Source organism: Pedobacter psychrodurus (genome assembly GCF_032678585.1).
Lineage (GTDB): Bacteria > Bacteroidota > Bacteroidia > Sphingobacteriales > Sphingobacteriaceae > Pedobacter > Pedobacter psychrodurus_A.
In genome coordinates this window covers 177,444-192,734 of record NZ_JAVTSN010000004.1, presented here as the reverse complement: position 1 = coordinate 192,734, position 15,291 = coordinate 177,444, and the positions used below count along the sequence as shown (strand labels likewise).

At 38.7% G+C, this 15,291-nt stretch carries 20 protein-coding genes and 1 pseudogene; 10 read left to right on the top strand and 11 right to left on the bottom strand.

The genetic code is table 11. The features are described 5' to 3' along the window. Positions 1–81: 81 nt before the first annotated feature. Positions 82–429 (bottom strand): hypothetical protein, encoded by a 348-nt coding sequence (locus tag R2S57_RS04335; RefSeq protein ID WP_316843883.1) that lies wholly within the window; start codon positions 427–429, stop codon positions 82–84. A gap of 574 nt (positions 430–1,003) precedes the next feature. Here R2S57_RS04335 and R2S57_RS04330 point away from each other — a divergent pair. After that, entirely contained in the window at positions 1,004–2,257 is a 1,254-nt protein-coding gene (locus tag R2S57_RS04330; RefSeq protein WP_316843882.1) for a hypothetical protein, read from the top strand. 373 nt (positions 2,258–2,630) lie between these two features. On the opposite strand, the gene R2S57_RS04325 is transcribed toward R2S57_RS04330, so the two are convergent. Continuing rightward, a complete protein-coding gene (locus R2S57_RS04325; RefSeq protein ID WP_316843881.1) occupies positions 2,631–2,996 on the bottom strand; it encodes a response regulator in 366 nt (121 codons plus the stop codon). A gap of 244 nt (positions 2,997–3,240) precedes the next feature. Here R2S57_RS04325 and R2S57_RS04320 point away from each other — a divergent pair, with 244 nt between their 5' ends. From R2S57_RS04320 to R2S57_RS30475, 5 genes are all read left to right on the top strand, one after another. Beyond that, positions 3,241–3,543, top strand: coding sequence for a hypothetical protein (locus R2S57_RS04320; RefSeq protein ID WP_316843880.1), 303 nt, complete (start codon positions 3,241–3,243; stop codon positions 3,541–3,543). After that, entirely contained in the window at positions 3,540–3,971 is a 432-nt protein-coding gene (locus tag R2S57_RS04315) for a hypothetical protein (RefSeq protein WP_316843879.1), read from the top strand. Before R2S57_RS04320 ends, R2S57_RS04315 begins: the two co-directional genes overlap by 4 nt. A gap of 134 nt (positions 3,972–4,105) precedes the next feature. Continuing rightward, the gene (locus R2S57_RS04310; RefSeq protein ID WP_316843878.1) at positions 4,106–4,429 is read left to right on the top strand and encodes a hypothetical protein; all 324 of its coding nucleotides are present in this window, start codon (positions 4,106–4,108) and stop codon (positions 4,427–4,429) included. Between the two features lie 104 nt (positions 4,430–4,533). Beyond that, positions 4,534–5,343 (top strand): TlpA disulfide reductase family protein, encoded by an 810-nt coding sequence (locus R2S57_RS04305; RefSeq protein ID WP_316843877.1) that lies wholly within the window; start codon positions 4,534–4,536, stop codon positions 5,341–5,343. Between the two features lie 243 nt (positions 5,344–5,586). Beyond that, complete coding sequence (locus R2S57_RS30475) at positions 5,587–5,799, top strand: sigma factor-like helix-turn-helix DNA-binding protein (protein WP_410479062.1); 213 nt, start codon at positions 5,587–5,589, stop codon at positions 5,797–5,799. Between the two features lie 107 nt (positions 5,800–5,906). On the opposite strand, the gene R2S57_RS04300 is transcribed toward R2S57_RS30475, so the two are convergent. Further along, entirely contained in the window at positions 5,907–6,140 is a 234-nt protein-coding gene (locus R2S57_RS04300; protein WP_316843876.1) for a hypothetical protein, read from the bottom strand. Positions 6,141–6,516: 376 nt separating this feature from the next. Between R2S57_RS04300 and R2S57_RS04295 the strand changes: the two genes are divergently transcribed. Continuing rightward, positions 6,517–8,001 (top strand): alpha-amylase, encoded by a 1,485-nt coding sequence (locus R2S57_RS04295; RefSeq protein WP_316843875.1) that lies wholly within the window; start codon positions 6,517–6,519, stop codon positions 7,999–8,001. 345 nt (positions 8,002–8,346) lie between these two features. On the opposite strand, the pseudogene R2S57_RS04290 reads toward R2S57_RS04295, so the two are convergent. After that, positions 8,347–9,143, bottom strand: a pseudogene (locus R2S57_RS04290) (SDR family oxidoreductase). A gap of 320 nt (positions 9,144–9,463) precedes the next feature. Between R2S57_RS04290 and R2S57_RS04285 the strand changes: the two are divergent. Next, complete coding sequence (locus tag R2S57_RS04285) at positions 9,464–9,730, top strand: hypothetical protein (protein ID WP_316843874.1); 267 nt, start codon at positions 9,464–9,466, stop codon at positions 9,728–9,730. 455 nt (positions 9,731–10,185) lie between these two features. Here R2S57_RS04285 and R2S57_RS30470 read toward each other — a convergent pair whose 3' ends face one another. After that, on the bottom strand, positions 10,186–10,401 hold the full coding sequence (locus tag R2S57_RS30470; RefSeq protein ID WP_410479061.1) for an ATP-binding protein: 216 nt from the start codon (positions 10,399–10,401) through the stop codon (positions 10,186–10,188). On the opposite strand from R2S57_RS30470, the gene R2S57_RS04280 reads away from it, so the two are divergent. Next, on the top strand, positions 10,351–10,557 hold the full coding sequence (locus tag R2S57_RS04280; RefSeq protein ID WP_316843873.1) for a hypothetical protein: 207 nt from the start codon (positions 10,351–10,353) through the stop codon (positions 10,555–10,557). The two genes, R2S57_RS30470 and R2S57_RS04280, sit on opposite strands and share 51 nt — an antisense overlap. Before the next feature lie 86 nt (positions 10,558–10,643). Next, complete coding sequence (locus tag R2S57_RS04275; protein ID WP_316843872.1) at positions 10,644–11,153, top strand: hypothetical protein; 510 nt, start codon at positions 10,644–10,646, stop codon at positions 11,151–11,153. 58 nt (positions 11,154–11,211) lie between these two features. Here R2S57_RS04275 and R2S57_RS04270 read toward each other — a convergent pair whose 3' ends face one another. From R2S57_RS04270 to R2S57_RS04245, 6 genes are all read right to left on the bottom strand, one after another. Next, on the bottom strand, positions 11,212–11,823 hold the full coding sequence (locus R2S57_RS04270; protein ID WP_316843871.1) for a hypothetical protein: 612 nt from the start codon (positions 11,821–11,823) through the stop codon (positions 11,212–11,214). A 186-nt stretch (positions 11,824–12,009) separates the two neighbouring features. Further along, positions 12,010–12,564 carry a hypothetical protein gene (locus tag R2S57_RS04265; protein ID WP_316843870.1) on the bottom strand — a complete coding sequence of 185 codons (555 nt, stop codon included), beginning with the start codon at positions 12,562–12,564 and terminating at the stop codon, positions 12,010–12,012. A gap of 119 nt (positions 12,565–12,683) precedes the next feature. Next, the gene (locus tag R2S57_RS04260) at positions 12,684–13,277 is read right to left on the bottom strand and encodes a hypothetical protein (protein ID WP_316843869.1); all 594 of its coding nucleotides are present in this window, start codon (positions 13,275–13,277) and stop codon (positions 12,684–12,686) included. 478 nt (positions 13,278–13,755) lie between these two features. Further along, a complete protein-coding gene (locus R2S57_RS04255; protein WP_316843868.1) occupies positions 13,756–14,043 on the bottom strand; it encodes a hypothetical protein in 288 nt (95 codons plus the stop codon). 179 nt (positions 14,044–14,222) lie between these two features. Then, a complete protein-coding gene (locus R2S57_RS04250; RefSeq protein ID WP_316843867.1) occupies positions 14,223–14,738 on the bottom strand; it encodes a hypothetical protein in 516 nt (171 codons plus the stop codon). 233 nt (positions 14,739–14,971) lie between these two features. After that, positions 14,972–15,160: a hypothetical protein gene (locus R2S57_RS04245; protein ID WP_316843866.1), complete on the bottom strand. Its 189-nt coding sequence runs from the start codon at positions 15,158–15,160 to the stop codon at positions 14,972–14,974. Positions 15,161–15,291: the final 131 nt, after the last annotated feature.

The following is a 15,291-nucleotide window of genomic DNA, read 5'->3' as shown; positions in this document are numbered from 1 at the left end:
AATCAGGTTTGGCTGTTGTGAGGCCCATTGGTTCCAAAAATATTCAAATGCAGAAAGAAAGCCTGATTTATGCGAACTTAGCTAAGGGAACTCATCAAAGAAAATTACAGCTTTTCTTTTTTTAAGTATAGGGGCTGCAAATTCCCTGAGTTGCCAGAAAGCTTCCGTCCAGTTCTTAGGAGCTGCAGGAGCTAACCCTGAACCTAACGCATCTGCGAGAGCCTTGCTGAAATTGAGTAGTTGCTCGGTAGCATTCGCGTCGTGAACTCCGGACAGTTCAAAAATGAGCTGTTTCTTGAAAACCGATCGGATCAGAAAAGTTTTTCCGACTCTACTCCTGCCAAAGATTGCTAAGAACTCTGATGAGGACGAGGCAAGCGCCTCTGACAATATTTTCTTTTCCGCTATTCTTCCGACGAACAATTCCATATTTCTTCTTCTAAGAGATTAAATCAATTTTATCCGCAGCCAAAACTTTAATCAAATGCAGTATTTTGGCTGTGGATAAAAAAATATCTTCAGCCAAAACGTATGTAAAATGAGTTAATTTGGCTATTGATAGTTAGTTTTTTGTTTTAATAAAAGTTCCTTTACTCATGGCGATTTAGTAAATCTGATTTACAAAAATTAGTTTTTAATACTGGCCGAAAGCTGGAACCATATACCGATTACCTTCAACGGCGCTGTTAAAATACCTTTAGAGAATAGTGTGATTAACAGCTCTATTGTACTTTACCAGTGAGTTTAATACAGGCAAAAAATAATGCCACGACCGCAGAGAAAACCTGAAAAAGACTAAATTTAAGATGGTAACCATCACTTGAAGTCAGACTGTGGTATGCCAGAAAAACCAAGCCGGAAGTTAGAAAAATACCCTATTGTGGGTATTTGACTGCAGGCTGTACCTGTTTAATTTTGGGGAACCTATGAAGGCATTTACATATCTCTCAAAATGAAAAGACACATATTCACAATATTAATATGCTTTAACATTATTTCATGTTTGGCACAAACACTCAGTGGTGAATACCGTAACGATGGAAAATCTACAGGATCTTATTACACCAGGATCAACTGGTCGGTATCCTATAAGTTTGAAGAGCGGAACGGGAATTTTTACATCAAGTTCTATTCGCCGAAAATCAGCGTGCCCAGCTATGCACTTTACCACGACGAATTCAAAAAGGAATATTCTCTTGCTGAGTTAGGCCTTGGAAGCTGGCCACACGCCAGACAGCTGCCTTTCGCCATGACCGTTAAAGCCAATGTCAGCGATGGATACAATAATTACGAAGTTTCTGCTTCATGCAATGCAGATTTTACCTGCGGGGATAATTATATTGTTTCTAAAGCAAAGGTAAAGAATGTTACCTTACAGAACTTCAAAGTAATTAATACAAAATATTTCAGGGCCAATCTTGGCGGAGAACCTGCAGTGGATGAAATATTGAAAGTTAAAATAAAGCCACTCGATAAAATTGCGCAAGATAAAACGGCCATTAAAACGTCTGTGAATCGAGCTGGAAACGACACTAAGACGGAAAAGGAAATAAAAGCCACGGAAAAGACTGGACTTGGAAAAACCAAGCTAGCCTCCACAGAAGAAAAAAAGGGCGAAGACAAAGTAGGCAGGGGCAATGAGATAAAAACAAATAGGGAAATTCCAGCCAGTGCAGGTCCGAAGTCCAGCGTTAAAGGACCGATAGCAAAAGTCGATCTTTCGGCAGTTACCACATTTGAAAATAACACAGAACGGGTTTATGGGATAATGGCCGATGGGAAGGAGATTTTAAGATTACCCTTCGAAGAAAGCAGAACAGGTATAAAAAGAATTAAAGGCACGGACTTATTTGAGGTGATGGTTATGGGAAAACATCCAAATGGGTGGGAAAAATATTTACATAGTTTTGTCATCGACTATAAAGGAAAAAAATTCTCCGTAAACGGTACAAATAGGTTTGACTTCCCAGTAGAAGTCAATGCCGATTCGAAAAAACTGTATCTGTATAAAAAACTGGCAGAACCGGAGCGATTGGGAAACAAATGCCCGGAAGCAAAGACATTCGGGGTTGTTTTTCCAAGTAAAGAGGCTGCTGTAGCCGATATATCCAAGGGCACAGGTAGAACGTGTATCACATTAAGTATGGTTTCTGCCAATGTCAGCGTTTACACAGCCGATTATAATCTAAAATTACTTGACCAGGTGAACGGATATGTAATATTTGGTTTTAGCTGGTCTGGACTGTTTAGGGATTAGTATCTTTTCTAATTTTTACCAATAATTTGATATTAACCGTTCCTGACTTCCGCAACAGGAACAACAGCGGATACCGGGCCGTAGTCAAGGCCTGTAGAACTATGAGGGGATAGCCCGTCGGTCGCCCAGACGATAAAAAGTTAACATCGAAATTAAATCAATCTGGCATAACCAGAAAATGTATACGGTTGCCAAGGTCTCTTACTAAATATGTGAATATAAAAATCCACCTACAAAAAACCATTGATTGATATAACATAGGGAGGACCACTGAACTTTTCTCTTTTTCCGCATATCCGTAACCCTGAAAGGCAATGGCTTTTTATAAAATTTATTGGAAAACCCCGGTCACAGACCGTTAGTACATTATAGCTTAGCCTGTTTTCAGACACTGGTTTATGGTGTACAAAAGTGATCCGCTCTCAAAAGGCTTCCCGATAATGGCATCTGCCTGGCAATCCAGACGGGCAATCTCATCGTAACTCAGACCAGTCAGCAGCACAATAGGAATATGTGAGGTACCAGCTCCAGATTTTAATTTATCACAGATCGTCCTTCCATCGGCGGTATCCAGACGGATATCCATTACAATGAGGTCAGGCTTAAATTCCTCAACCGCAATCTCCACCTCCTCAGCGTGGGCAACCGCCCGCGTGAGAAAATTTTCGTAACTTAAAAAATTATCCAAGGCGGCTAACGAAAGCTTATCATCCTCAACCACTAATATTTTTTTACCCATCAGTAACGATTTCACCAATAAGGATGGTGATACCCAAATCTACAAATTCTTTCTAAATGCAGAAAGACCCAAAACTAAATAGCTCAACATCTTCGATTCTCGCCTACAAGTTCAGCACTTACGGGAATACGTAACAAAATTGTCACACTAAAGGGTTCTCTAATCCAAAATAAAACCGGAATTTAGGTATACTAACCAAAAGTAAACGCTCACAGTCTGCATAAGATCCAATGACATGACAGTTATGAAGGAAAACGCTTTTTATCAGTCAGCCCTAAGGGCGCAGATACTAAATCTCTGTAGAATTGAAACAGTTTCCATAGAGAATTGTAGGGAAATTTCCATTCAGATCTTTAATAAGGACAAAAACTACCTTTCCCAAAAAACCATACAAAGATTTTTCGGCCTGATCCGCGACACACACGATACTTCCCCATTTGTGCTCGATAGCCTAGCCAGGTTTACCGGCAACGACAGTTGGGATCAGTTCAAAGAACAGTTTATTGAACAAAAGGTATCCGGTACTACCGTAAGATCCCGCAAATGAATGCCATAATCACCTTAACAGTCCCCATTAAACACCTAGATCAAAAAAAGCGAGTCCCAATACATTATCCCCAGAAGACTGAAACCGAAGCAGAAAACCAAAAAAAACACCTACCTCAGGTTAAAGATGAAAAGAAGTTGCATCTGGAAAACCAACAGATGTGCTATATGACAATTACCAGCCCCCCGGCCAATAATGCCTCCAACATACAAAACCTTTCCAACCGAAGCCGTAAAAATGTAGTGGAGAAACACCTCCCCAAACGCTGTACGGCTGCCCTGTTGGACGATATCAGAATTGGGGATCGCATCATAAACGCAGATGGGGTAAAGGGAATCGTCACTGACATTTATATCGGGAAAAAGAACTCTGAGAAACACTATTATCTTGGGCTTAAACACGGGGTAACTCTCCTCTATATCATATAAACGCAACCGGCATTCCTTTACAAGGAGCGGACAGTCTAAATGGATACCTTTTCAACAAACCACCATTGACACCTTTCACAGTATTTTAACCTTCGTAAATAACTCCTCGCCAAGGCGATTCGAGCTTTTTAGAAATGGCCAATCTTAAAAATGTTCAATACGATGCCGCTAACCAATCCGAAACCTTTGGGCAGATTATTTGCAATGATCTGTATTCCTATGTAAACAGTGTTACCGAAAGAAAATTCACAATCATCCGCAACGGCATCGTTTGGAAAACAGTTGCATTTTCTGCGGGAAATCAAGCTGAAGGCTTTGCTCAGATCACTGGCAACGACCTATACTCCTATATCAACAATTCCACCAACCGCACTATGAACGTTTACAAAAACGGTTCTCCTTTTAAGACGGTCAAGTACAACCCCTCCAATCAAGCTGAATCTTCAAAAAAATTATAGTCAACCAAGTTGATCTGACTTATGCCAACTATCTTTTTGATTATGAAAGCTCGCGCAGCTATAACCGGAAGCAAAAGCCTGACAATCAAACCCTAAAGTTGCCGATGCCTGTTGATTATTTCGATTTTTTAAATAAAATTAATTTAGATGATGAAACACTTTTAATTTCCCATGAATTTTCAACGTTCATTAACCGCTTTGAATTTTCGCCGGTATACGAAAGATCATTAATTTATAATAATGGAAAAGGCAATGGTTACATGAAATTAGATTCTGCATACCTTGCTCAAAATAAGAAATCCACATTGGTTTTCGATATAGCCAACCTTCGTTCATTAATTTCAGACTTTAAATTTAACCAGTACAAAAATAAAAACTTTGCTGAAGAGACTTCCTACTTGTCACAAAGTATAAAAGAGCCTTTCGTAGTTAGCGAAATGAACCGGATGTACAACAAATATAAGATAGGGAATGTAGCTTATGAACTGCCTAACAATGCAGCTGCAGAAGTTTTCAAAAAAATCATCAATCCATTAAAAGGAAAAATCTTGATCGTTGATTTTTGGGCGCAGTGGTGTGCCCCTTGCCGCAGCGGAATAGAGACCAGCTTATCAATGAGAAAGAAATACCAGAATAATCCCGATTTTGATTTTGTATTTATAACAGACGCCGAAAGCACGGAAGCTGCATTTTATGATGACTATATTGTAAAAAATTCAATGATCAATACACACAGAATTAAAGCAGATGAATATTTGGCATTGAGAGAACTGTTCAAATTTAACGGCATACCCCGTTACGTTTTGGTGAACGGGGAGGGAAAGATACAGGACGATAACTTTTTATCATACAGTCTGCAGAGCGAATTCAGTAAATACTTCCCCGGAAAATTTACCGATGCTTATTGGAAATAATAAATTAAATCATTGCAACCACTGTCGGTCATAATAGGCACCTTTAAATATTTTTGCCAATCAACACATTTTAAAGGATTGTATGATTTTTCGATAATGTATTTTGAAATACTAAAATATTAGTAAGCTTTATCCATGAAGCCCACAAACCAGCTCTATCATTTAGCCACCATGACAAAAATCGATCGCTATCCAAGAGGACTCGTTTGATAATTTTTTGATTACTGATCTGATGGCTTTTACATCGAGATCCATCGGATTAAAAACCTGCTGCTAAACCTTCCTGAAAAACAGCAGATACTACTTGAGATGATTTATTTCCAGGGATACACCCATATTGAGACTGCAGAACGGATGGGGATGCCCATGGAAAGTGTTAAAACTTCGGTCAGAAATGCCATGATATTGCTTAGGGGATCATTTAAGGAAAGATATTATCATAACCAATCAGCTTAGCGGCAGATGGGTTAATTATAGCCTCCAGAATAAAGTGCAGTCTATTAAAAATAAAGGGGAACATTCCAACTGGTTGTCCCCCTTTATTGATCAAGACCTAATTAGTCTTATGATTTCAGGCTATCAAAGATGCCAGACAGGCTGCCACCAATGTTATTACCTAATGAGAACGAGGTACTGCTGGATTCATCTCCGTCTTGTGATGAACTGGAGAATAATAACAGATTGCCGATATTAAGCGCACCGCCCAAGCCACCAGAATTTGCGGAATCATTGTTACCAAAAATTCCACCACCGTTAATTTCTTTCATTTCGTTTAAATTCAATTCTTGCATTTTCATAAGCTCAAGTTTTAAATGTTGCCTACTCTGTTATAGATTTTCAGCTTCTTCTGTTCCGGTTTTAACCGTCGTTTGATTTATAAACGCAAACTTTCGGCCAATGGATGTCCATAAACACGATAATCTAAGTAGTTATTTGAATAAGTTAAAGCAGGTGGTTGTGGCTTATTATAAACTTTACTGCTCAAATGGATGTTACGCGATTGCTTTGGGAAACAGCAAAGGCAAATTAACAAAGTATTAGAAGTCTTCAGAGATATTTTATGATGCCATCGATGACTCATGCGTTATAATAATTCATCACAACTAAAAAAGCTAAACTATTCCTACCTATACATGGTTCTATCGCTAGATTTTACATTACACACTAAACTTGATGGAAAACTTTACGATGCTGCAATATTTTCAATGGTACTACCCAGCTGACGGGAGCCTATGGGAAAAAATAATCAACGAAGCGGCCGAGCTGAAAACCTTTGGCATTGATACGCTCTGGCTTCCACCGGCACATAAGGGCATGGAAGGAAAATCTTCCGCCGGTTACGATGTATATGATCATTACGATCTGGGTGAGTTTGACCAAAAAGGAAGTATAGCCACTAAATATGGAACAAAACAAGAATTGCTCCAGGCGGTAAAAAGCGCCCAGGAAGCAGGCCTTCAGGTCTATATGGACATTGTGCTGAACCACTTAGGCGGAGGAGATGAAACTGAAAAGATTCCAGCCAGAAAGGTTAACCCTGAAAACCGCAACGAGTTCGTCTCCGACACTATTGAAATTGAAGCTTACACGAAATTCACTTTTCCGGGCAGGGCAGGGAAATATTCCAGCTTCCTGTGGGATTTCCAGTGCTTCACCGGAGTAGATTATGATGAGCGCTCAAAGGAATCTGCTATATACAGTATCCAGAACCAATACGGAGAAGGTTGGCAGGATGTCCTGGAGACCGAAAACGGCAATTATGATTACCTGATGCTTTGCGATATCGACTTTAGAAACCCAAGCGTGGTAGAGGAAATAAAGCGCTGGGGAGAATGGTTACATGAAACGGTCGGCTTTGATGGATTTAGGCTTGATGCGATTAAACATATGCCGGCAAGCTTTTTCAATGAATGGTTGGATCATATGCGAGGGGTAACAGATAAGGAACTCTTCACCGTCGGTGAGTATTGGTCGCCCGGGAAACTCGATGATATGTTAAGATATATTGAAGTTACGGAAGGAAGAATGTCCCTTTTTGATGCCTGCCTGCAGGGGAACTTCTCTAATGCTTCCAAACAGGGCTCTGATTTCGATATGTCAAAAATCTTTGAAGGAACACTGGTAGGCGCCCGGCCTGAACTGGCGGTAACATTGGTCGAAAACCATGATACCCAGCCTTTGCAATCCCTCGAACAAACCGTTGATCACTGGTTCCGTCCCTTAGCCTATGCGATGATATTGCTCCGGGCAACGGGATATCCCTGTATTTTTTACCCGGACTTATATGGTGCCAGCTATTGCGATGAAGGTAGAGATGGGGAAAAGCATGAGGTTACGCTGGAACCTGTTCCGGAAATCCAGACGATGCTGGGACTGAGAAAAAACAATCTTTATGGGCACCAGAGGGATTACCTTGATCACGCAAATTGCATCGGATGGACTGTTGACGGGGATGCCGACCGCCCCGGTTCAGGAATCGCTGTGCTGTTGTCGAATGGAGAGGCCGGATTTAAGGATATGGAGATGGGGAAAAATTTTGCCGGAAAAGTCTTCCGCGACAGGCTGGGCGATATCAGCGGTGAAGTGATCATCAATGAAGACGGTTGGGGAACCTTCCATTGCGAGGGAGGCAAGGTATCCGCTTATACAGCTGATTAAATATTGAGGGAAAGTGCAGGAAACATTAAAATATGCCCAAAAATAATTTTTACGCTCATATTCTACGTCATCCCAATCAAAAAATATAAAATCCACAACCTAAACAGGATACCTGAACGCCTCAGCTCAAATATCAAGCGATGAAAAAGAATGCCTTCAGATTTTACCGGGACAGTATCACCATTAAAAAACTCTTTTCAGTATGGATCTATTGACCTGCACCTGGAAAACCTAAGGGGCTACGAGGGCAACAAGAGACCAGTCTGTATTGCCCTGAACGATTTTGACTATAAGAAAAGCTTCTTCAGACAGAAGAAGCTTTAATAAGAATTCAATTCTAAATGATTAGGGGTGGCCACTACCACCTGCCGAACCATAAATCTGTCCGGTTGCGTAACTCGCATTATTATCCGCGAGCTGAACATAAATGGATGCAAGTTCTGCGGGCTGGCCGGGACGGCTCAAAGGTGTTACTTCTCCAAACTTTACAATAGCCTCCTGAGGCTGCCCACCGCTGGTCTGTAAGGGTGTCCATATCGGACCCGGTGCTACCCCGTTTACCCTGATCCCTTTGGGCCCAAGTTGTTTGGCCAATGATTTTACAAAGGCAACATTTGCAGCTTTTGTTTGTGAATAATCAAACAGGTTTTCAGATGGATCGTAAGCCTGGACGGAGCTGGTAGAGATAATCACAGCCCCTTCAGGCAATATTGGCAAGGCTGCTTTGGTGATCCAGAACGGCGCATATACATTGGTTTTCATCGTGGTATCAAAATCCGTGGTACTGATATCCAAAAGTGAATCTACCGCTTGCTGGTGACCGGCATTGTAACCAGAATATCAATCCCGCCCAGTTTTTCCTCCGCCTGTTTCACAAGTGATTCGCAAAATGATTCAATTGTAATATCGCCAGGGATACCGAATCCTTTTCTTCCCGCTGCAGTGATTAATGCAAGCACCTCATCAGCATCGGATTGTTCCTGTGGAAGGTAATTGATCACTACATCGGCGCCTTCCCTTGCATAAGCAATTGCGGCCGCGCGTCCGATACCGGAATCACCACCGGTAATCAATGCTTTACGCCCCAATAACCTCCCACTCCCTTTATAGCTTTCTTCGCCATGATCGGGAATCGGATTCATTTTTGAGGCCAGTCCGGGTACTTCCTGCGGCTGTTTTGCGAATGGTGGTCTCGGATATTTCTTAGTTGGACTTTCTAAAGGTTTTTGATTTTGTTCTAGCATATGTTTTTCATTTTCAGGCCGGTTTAATCCAGACCATATCCAGCCATGATATTGATCTGCCGGACAAGAACTACCCCTGTCCCGTTATTTGAACATTGAGAACAGGGTATTTGTTCAGTAAACGTAAGATTGGTAAGTATGAAAAAGGTAACCCTGTCCCCAAAGATCCTAACGCAATTCCAGTTCGGACTAATGATATTCATTTTGATATTTCAAAAATGAACACACTGATCAAGGACAAGCTTAGCGATAAACTTGCTAGCCTAAAAAAAAATGAAGCTGTCATAAGTGTTTTTCTGTCATTCGAGCAGAACGGTAAAATTGCTGATATTTCATATACATTGAAGAATGCCGAGAACATATCTGTGAATGAAATATCGCAGCTTGACAAGAAAATTAGGGACAATATTTTGGCTACCTTTAGCGGCAGGGAATATTCAAATTTCCCTGTGATCAATTATCCTGCAATCTATATCAGGTTTTGATGAACAAAATCACAGCAGTCTAATAAATTGGGAATGAAATGATTAGTCCCCAATTTACGGCACCTATAATTGACTGATAAATAATAAATTAAACTGACTCTTAGCCAAGATCAATAAGTGCAAACCATGATAAAAGAAGAAAAGTTAAAAAACACATTGGATTAACCCTGCTCTCCGTCGTATTTTTTTATAAATCCCTATGTTGCATACATTTATTATTTATCGACAGCATTGGCCTCATTCCTTTTTTCTATTGGCAGGCAGATTGATTTTACAAAGTTTAATATGGCCGCTATTGATGTATATTTCACTAATACCGAGTCATCCAGTGGATATTCCGAGAAAAGCTTACCAGTATTTCCGCTTTGAAACCTTACCAGGTTTTCCGACATTAAGGTTACCAGCGATAGCTGGTTTATTATAAGAGTTGCTTTTTTGTTTAATAATAATAAGGTTTATTTTTTCTTTCTCAAAGATTCCCCCACGAGTTCAACTTTATTTGCCGATGCTGTCAGTCTGTCAAGTACTGCATCTACAAGGCTAGGTTCGTTAATGAACTCATAATATTTATCCAGCGGAAGCTGGGAGGTTATGATGATTTTGTTGCGGCCAATGATCTTTTGTTTAAAAAGGATGGCGGTGAAGTGAAAGAATCGGATAAAGCGCAGCATGAGCTGATTGCAAAGAAATACATTGAACAACTGGCAGGCATGTTGGCTTTTTACGCAAGGATAAACAATATTACTTCACCAGATGCGTCTTTAACTATAGATGAATATTGTAAAGATCTTGCTTGGGGTGGGCTTATGAGTACCAAGGCATACTGAGCAGCGCCGAACAAGTCCCGGATCTAATCCAATGTACTTAAAGAAGTAAAGCACGCGCAAGGTTCAACTACTAAAAAGGATTACTAATGAGATCATTTATAACCTGCCTGTTAATATCCATTATAGGAATACAGGCTCACGCGCAAACAGATAAAAAAGAACTTTACAAGATCCACAAGCTCTTGCAGCAAAGTTTATCTTCAGAGGGAAAATATACAGTCTATGGTACCACGAAAAAAAATGTGATAAGGAACTTTGATTTCAAAAATCCAGATGGTATCGATACATCTGCATCGAATATCTGGAAAAGGGCTGAATGGAAAGACTTTCTAAACAGTGTTGATACTTCTGCTGTTTCTAACTATTCATTGTCCACCGCTGGTAAGCCATGGTTTAGAAATATAGGAAAAGTGAAACATACTCTGGTCTTCGTACCTATCATTTTAAGTACCGATGGTAATCTAGCTGTATCAATATTGGAATTAGCCGATACAGTTGGACGGTCGTCAACAAGTAGGGTTTATTTTTTACAAAAGGAAAATGGCATATGGAAGATTAAACAGGATCGAGTTATTTCATTAACCGATCATTCATAATTAAAAAATAAGATAACATTGAATTAATGAGCGGTCTTAAATTGAGGGCACTGAAAAACTACCCATTGAAAAAGGAACTTATGAATTTTTTATTCCATAAGCCCTTTTCTTTGTGATATTCGCAATCTCCAAAATTATTGCTGTCATTAACATGAAGCCAACCTGCATCATATTTCGAAAGTTCAGCGGTCCATTGGGAAGCTTCACAGTTTGGATGGAGGTGAAGAAATTTTTTGGCACTTTCAGGAATATCCCTTAACCAGTTCCTGTATGTTTTATCATGATTTCCATAAAGATGAATGTGTATTTTCTGACCTGAAGGCACCAAAATATCCGTGGGCATGAGTCCAAATGGCCGACCTGGAATCACAGTATGAACCTCACCATCCGTTGCTGATAACTTTTTTGACCGCCTATTTCTAAAATAGCGCTTAGATGGCAGATCGCCGTCCAATAACATCACTTTTGATCTCTTAGGTAAGAGGAATAAATCGAACCGGTTTTTTGTTTCTTCATTAATATAAATCTGACCGTCTGATTTTGTGTAGAGATCAGCCAACTTATCCCAGATGCCCATTTCCATACAAAAGAAGGGACCTTCTTTAAAATGCCATACAAATGGGATACCAATCCCGCTCATGAGCACCTCATGAGCCAGGTCTACAGCCACGTTGTTTACCAATGCATATATTACATCTGGTTTAATTTCTCTTATGCGTTCCTTATAGCCCGAAAAAGGGATATGCTCAACATTACAAAATGGGATCGGACCAATAGTATTGTAATATACGGCTTTTCAATCCAAAGACCATACAGTTTATGGCCCCGATCCTCAAGTGCGGATATCCAATCCGCGCTATTGTTTCTTTTTCCGCTCCGAAAGCGTTAAGTCTGATATCGCAATATCCGATAAATAACGCTTGGCTTCCTTTGACCACACCTTGGTAATCTGCGGAAGCTCTTTTCTGTTACTTAATTTATTCAGCGTTTTAAATGACATTGGTTTTGTAAAGCGCACATAAACAATTAACGGATTCTTTCCAGCTTGATATCTATAATCAACTTCTGAATCATTATAAAAGTGAAAAATTATTACATCTGTGCTATCTTTTGTAGTGTTTGACAAGGCTACTGAAAAGTTATGGATAGGGATTTCCAGGTCCTTGAAAAACGCAGCCAGAGTTGTATTTTCATAATGTTTTTTGTTTTCGGCAAAATTGTACTCCATATAAGCAATGGTATCAGTTTTAAAACTGTCCAATGGTTTATAGTCGATAGATTTATCGGAAGTTGTGAGGTTTTCTTGAGTTTTATTATTATCTTTTTTAGCCCTATATGTCTGCCCGCTGCAGGAAATTAACTGAATATAAATACAGAAACAAAAAATAAATTTAACAAATCCTTTCATCATAGTTTTATTGCACTTAATTCCACGTTTAACAGTAGGTGGTGATTAATTCTGTTTTCATCCCCCATTCACTTGAGAAAACATCAAAAAAAATTTTATTTCACCCTCCTATCCACAAAACTTTAATTGAATCTTAATATCCCAGAAGTTTTTTTAACTATCTCATCGATTTTTTTTAAATCCTTATCAGTATAAAAATAAATCAGATCAACGTTCCCTTTATTTGCTTTCGTAGCAAAAACTACTCTATGGTGTGTGTATCTTGTTTCAAACGGCAGCATGCAGTTTCTAACATATTCACCAGCGTCATCAGCATTAAATATTCTTTTGCTATACTCTTTAGGGTAAAATTTAAGTTTACCTTTGGTAGTATCAGCAAGTAAAACTGCAACTTTTTTATAGTTCGAATTGGCATCGAATTTTTTGTTAGCGTGCGCCCGTACCCATTCGGCATCTTTTTCTTGCACTTGATGGGTAACTGCAATTCCAATTCTGATCGAACTATCTGAATTAATCAAAGTATAGATCATTGAGGAAGACAATTTGGCATCTCCACAACGAAATATTTTACCTGAATCAAGCGCTTTGAATGATTTCGGAATTGTTAAACTAAAATCCATATCTTTTTTTGCCAAATCTATTTTCCTTTCTATGTTCTGACCTAAAGAACTAAAGGGCAGAACATACAGTAACAATATTGAAATCAAAGTTTTCATTTTATAAATACCTGAAAGAGTTGTATTGTTAAATTGTGAATTATCGATCTCATAAAACTGCTGAGATGTTGTATCATAAGCTGAGTATCCTTGTCTAAAATTAAATCAATTAAGCAGAAGAAATAGTATGGACGTTAAAGCCCTTTAGTGGGATGAAGATGCAAAAATATATTTGAGCAAAAGAAAAATCATTGATATTACGCTTTCCAAAACCAAATAAAACATCATTAAGTATCCTCCCTTCACATCCGGCTGATTGGAATAACTCAGCCTGATTGTTCCGTTTGTATTGATAAAAAGAAAAGCCTGACCCGAATCATTGTAGCAGCTCCGATAAAGTCGAGCCGGTAAAAATTTGTTCCAGACTGAAAATTGTCCCCTTGAAAGCCATTTGATTTTTCGGTTTTCCCCGTATTAGTGTAGATAACACCTCCATTATCGTCTTTAAATGTAATCCATCCGATCAACATATTGCTGCTTACACCATCAGAAGGAACCATTTTGTATGCTGTCTTTTTTCAAAAGTAAGCTCATCGTGGCGGCTGTTGAAGGTAACCATCCATACACCTCCATATTGGGTAAGCTCATTGCCAGTGTCCTGGATATAAGTGATGTCCTCACCATTACCGGTGGTATCTACGCCATTGCGGTAGTTGTTTTTCAATGTCTCAAAGTTCCTGAGTGATATAGTCCGTTGTGCCATACTCCTGTTGTTCGAAAAAACAACACAGCCCACTATTACCATTACTGTTAAGAAATATTTCATCTTTTTTGATACTTAATTTTAGCACTTCTATTTTTCTTTGGAAGTAGAGCACTGTAAATTCTTCATTCCCGATAATGCCATTTTTATTGCTTCCCCGTTGGTTAGTCCTAGGGTTAATAACATTTATATTTTTTTATGCCTGGAGGATTTCTTAACAACAAGGAGCTGTTAAATATTCATTATTCGTATACTTTAAGGTCAAATACAGAGATCAATGGAGAAAGGTAAATTTGCCTATAATTAAAATCAGATCCGGGCTTGTTTGAAGTACTTAAATAGAACAATCTACAATTTTGAAGAAATACATCTTCAATGGATTTATCAACCGGCCTAGAACCAATTAATATTGAGACGGGCTTGATAATTTTTATTTTTCTGTAGTTTTCAGCATTCATGTATTTTAACTTCCTAATTTCTTGCAGATTACCGAAAAACATGCGTGCTATTACCGGATTATTTGAACTAATTGAATCTATCCTAATAGATTGATTATTTATTTTTGTTATATTGATTTTTATAGCAAAGGAATACAAGTTGGTAGAATCCTTAAATTTTCGGATGTTCAAATTCAGTTGTTTAGTTAAATAATTATTAAGTACCGAATCGAGTTTATGCGTGCTCCCTTGAGCCATACCATCCGGCAAAAACAATAGATAAAAGCCCACTACGTAAAGGGCTAGTTTAATTTTTCTCATATAGCGCTAATTAGTTGGTAACCTTTTAAGTTATTTCTATAAAACCGGGATGTTATAATAAAACCTTCAACGTATGGGACAGTCACGCCATCCTTTTTGAAGAAAATTACCTAATTATCTTTTTTCAACCGGCATGATGCTATCTATTACCAGATATCGGTTATCGTTTTTATGAAGAATGACCCCATCTAGCCGGAAATTACATTTAAATCAAATCATTAATTATCTTGCCGTTACGACTTTGGCGACACAGGATCAATTAGATTGGTTTTTCCAGATTTATCCCAAATACTAACAAATAAATCCTGTATAAAATCTTTTGACACTTCTTCGTCCCTTAGCATTTGATTTACTTTATAGAACTTCAAAACCGAATACCGGTTGTAAATCTCTGTAAAAGCATGATGATCCTTTTTCTTCATAAGAACAACTAATTCAATATCATCAAGTTCAGTATATATTTTCATCAAATGATGTAGAGATTCCCAGTTTATGTATAGCAGGGTAAATATATAAGATTTTACTTTTTATATGCATTTCTTTATCTGAATGT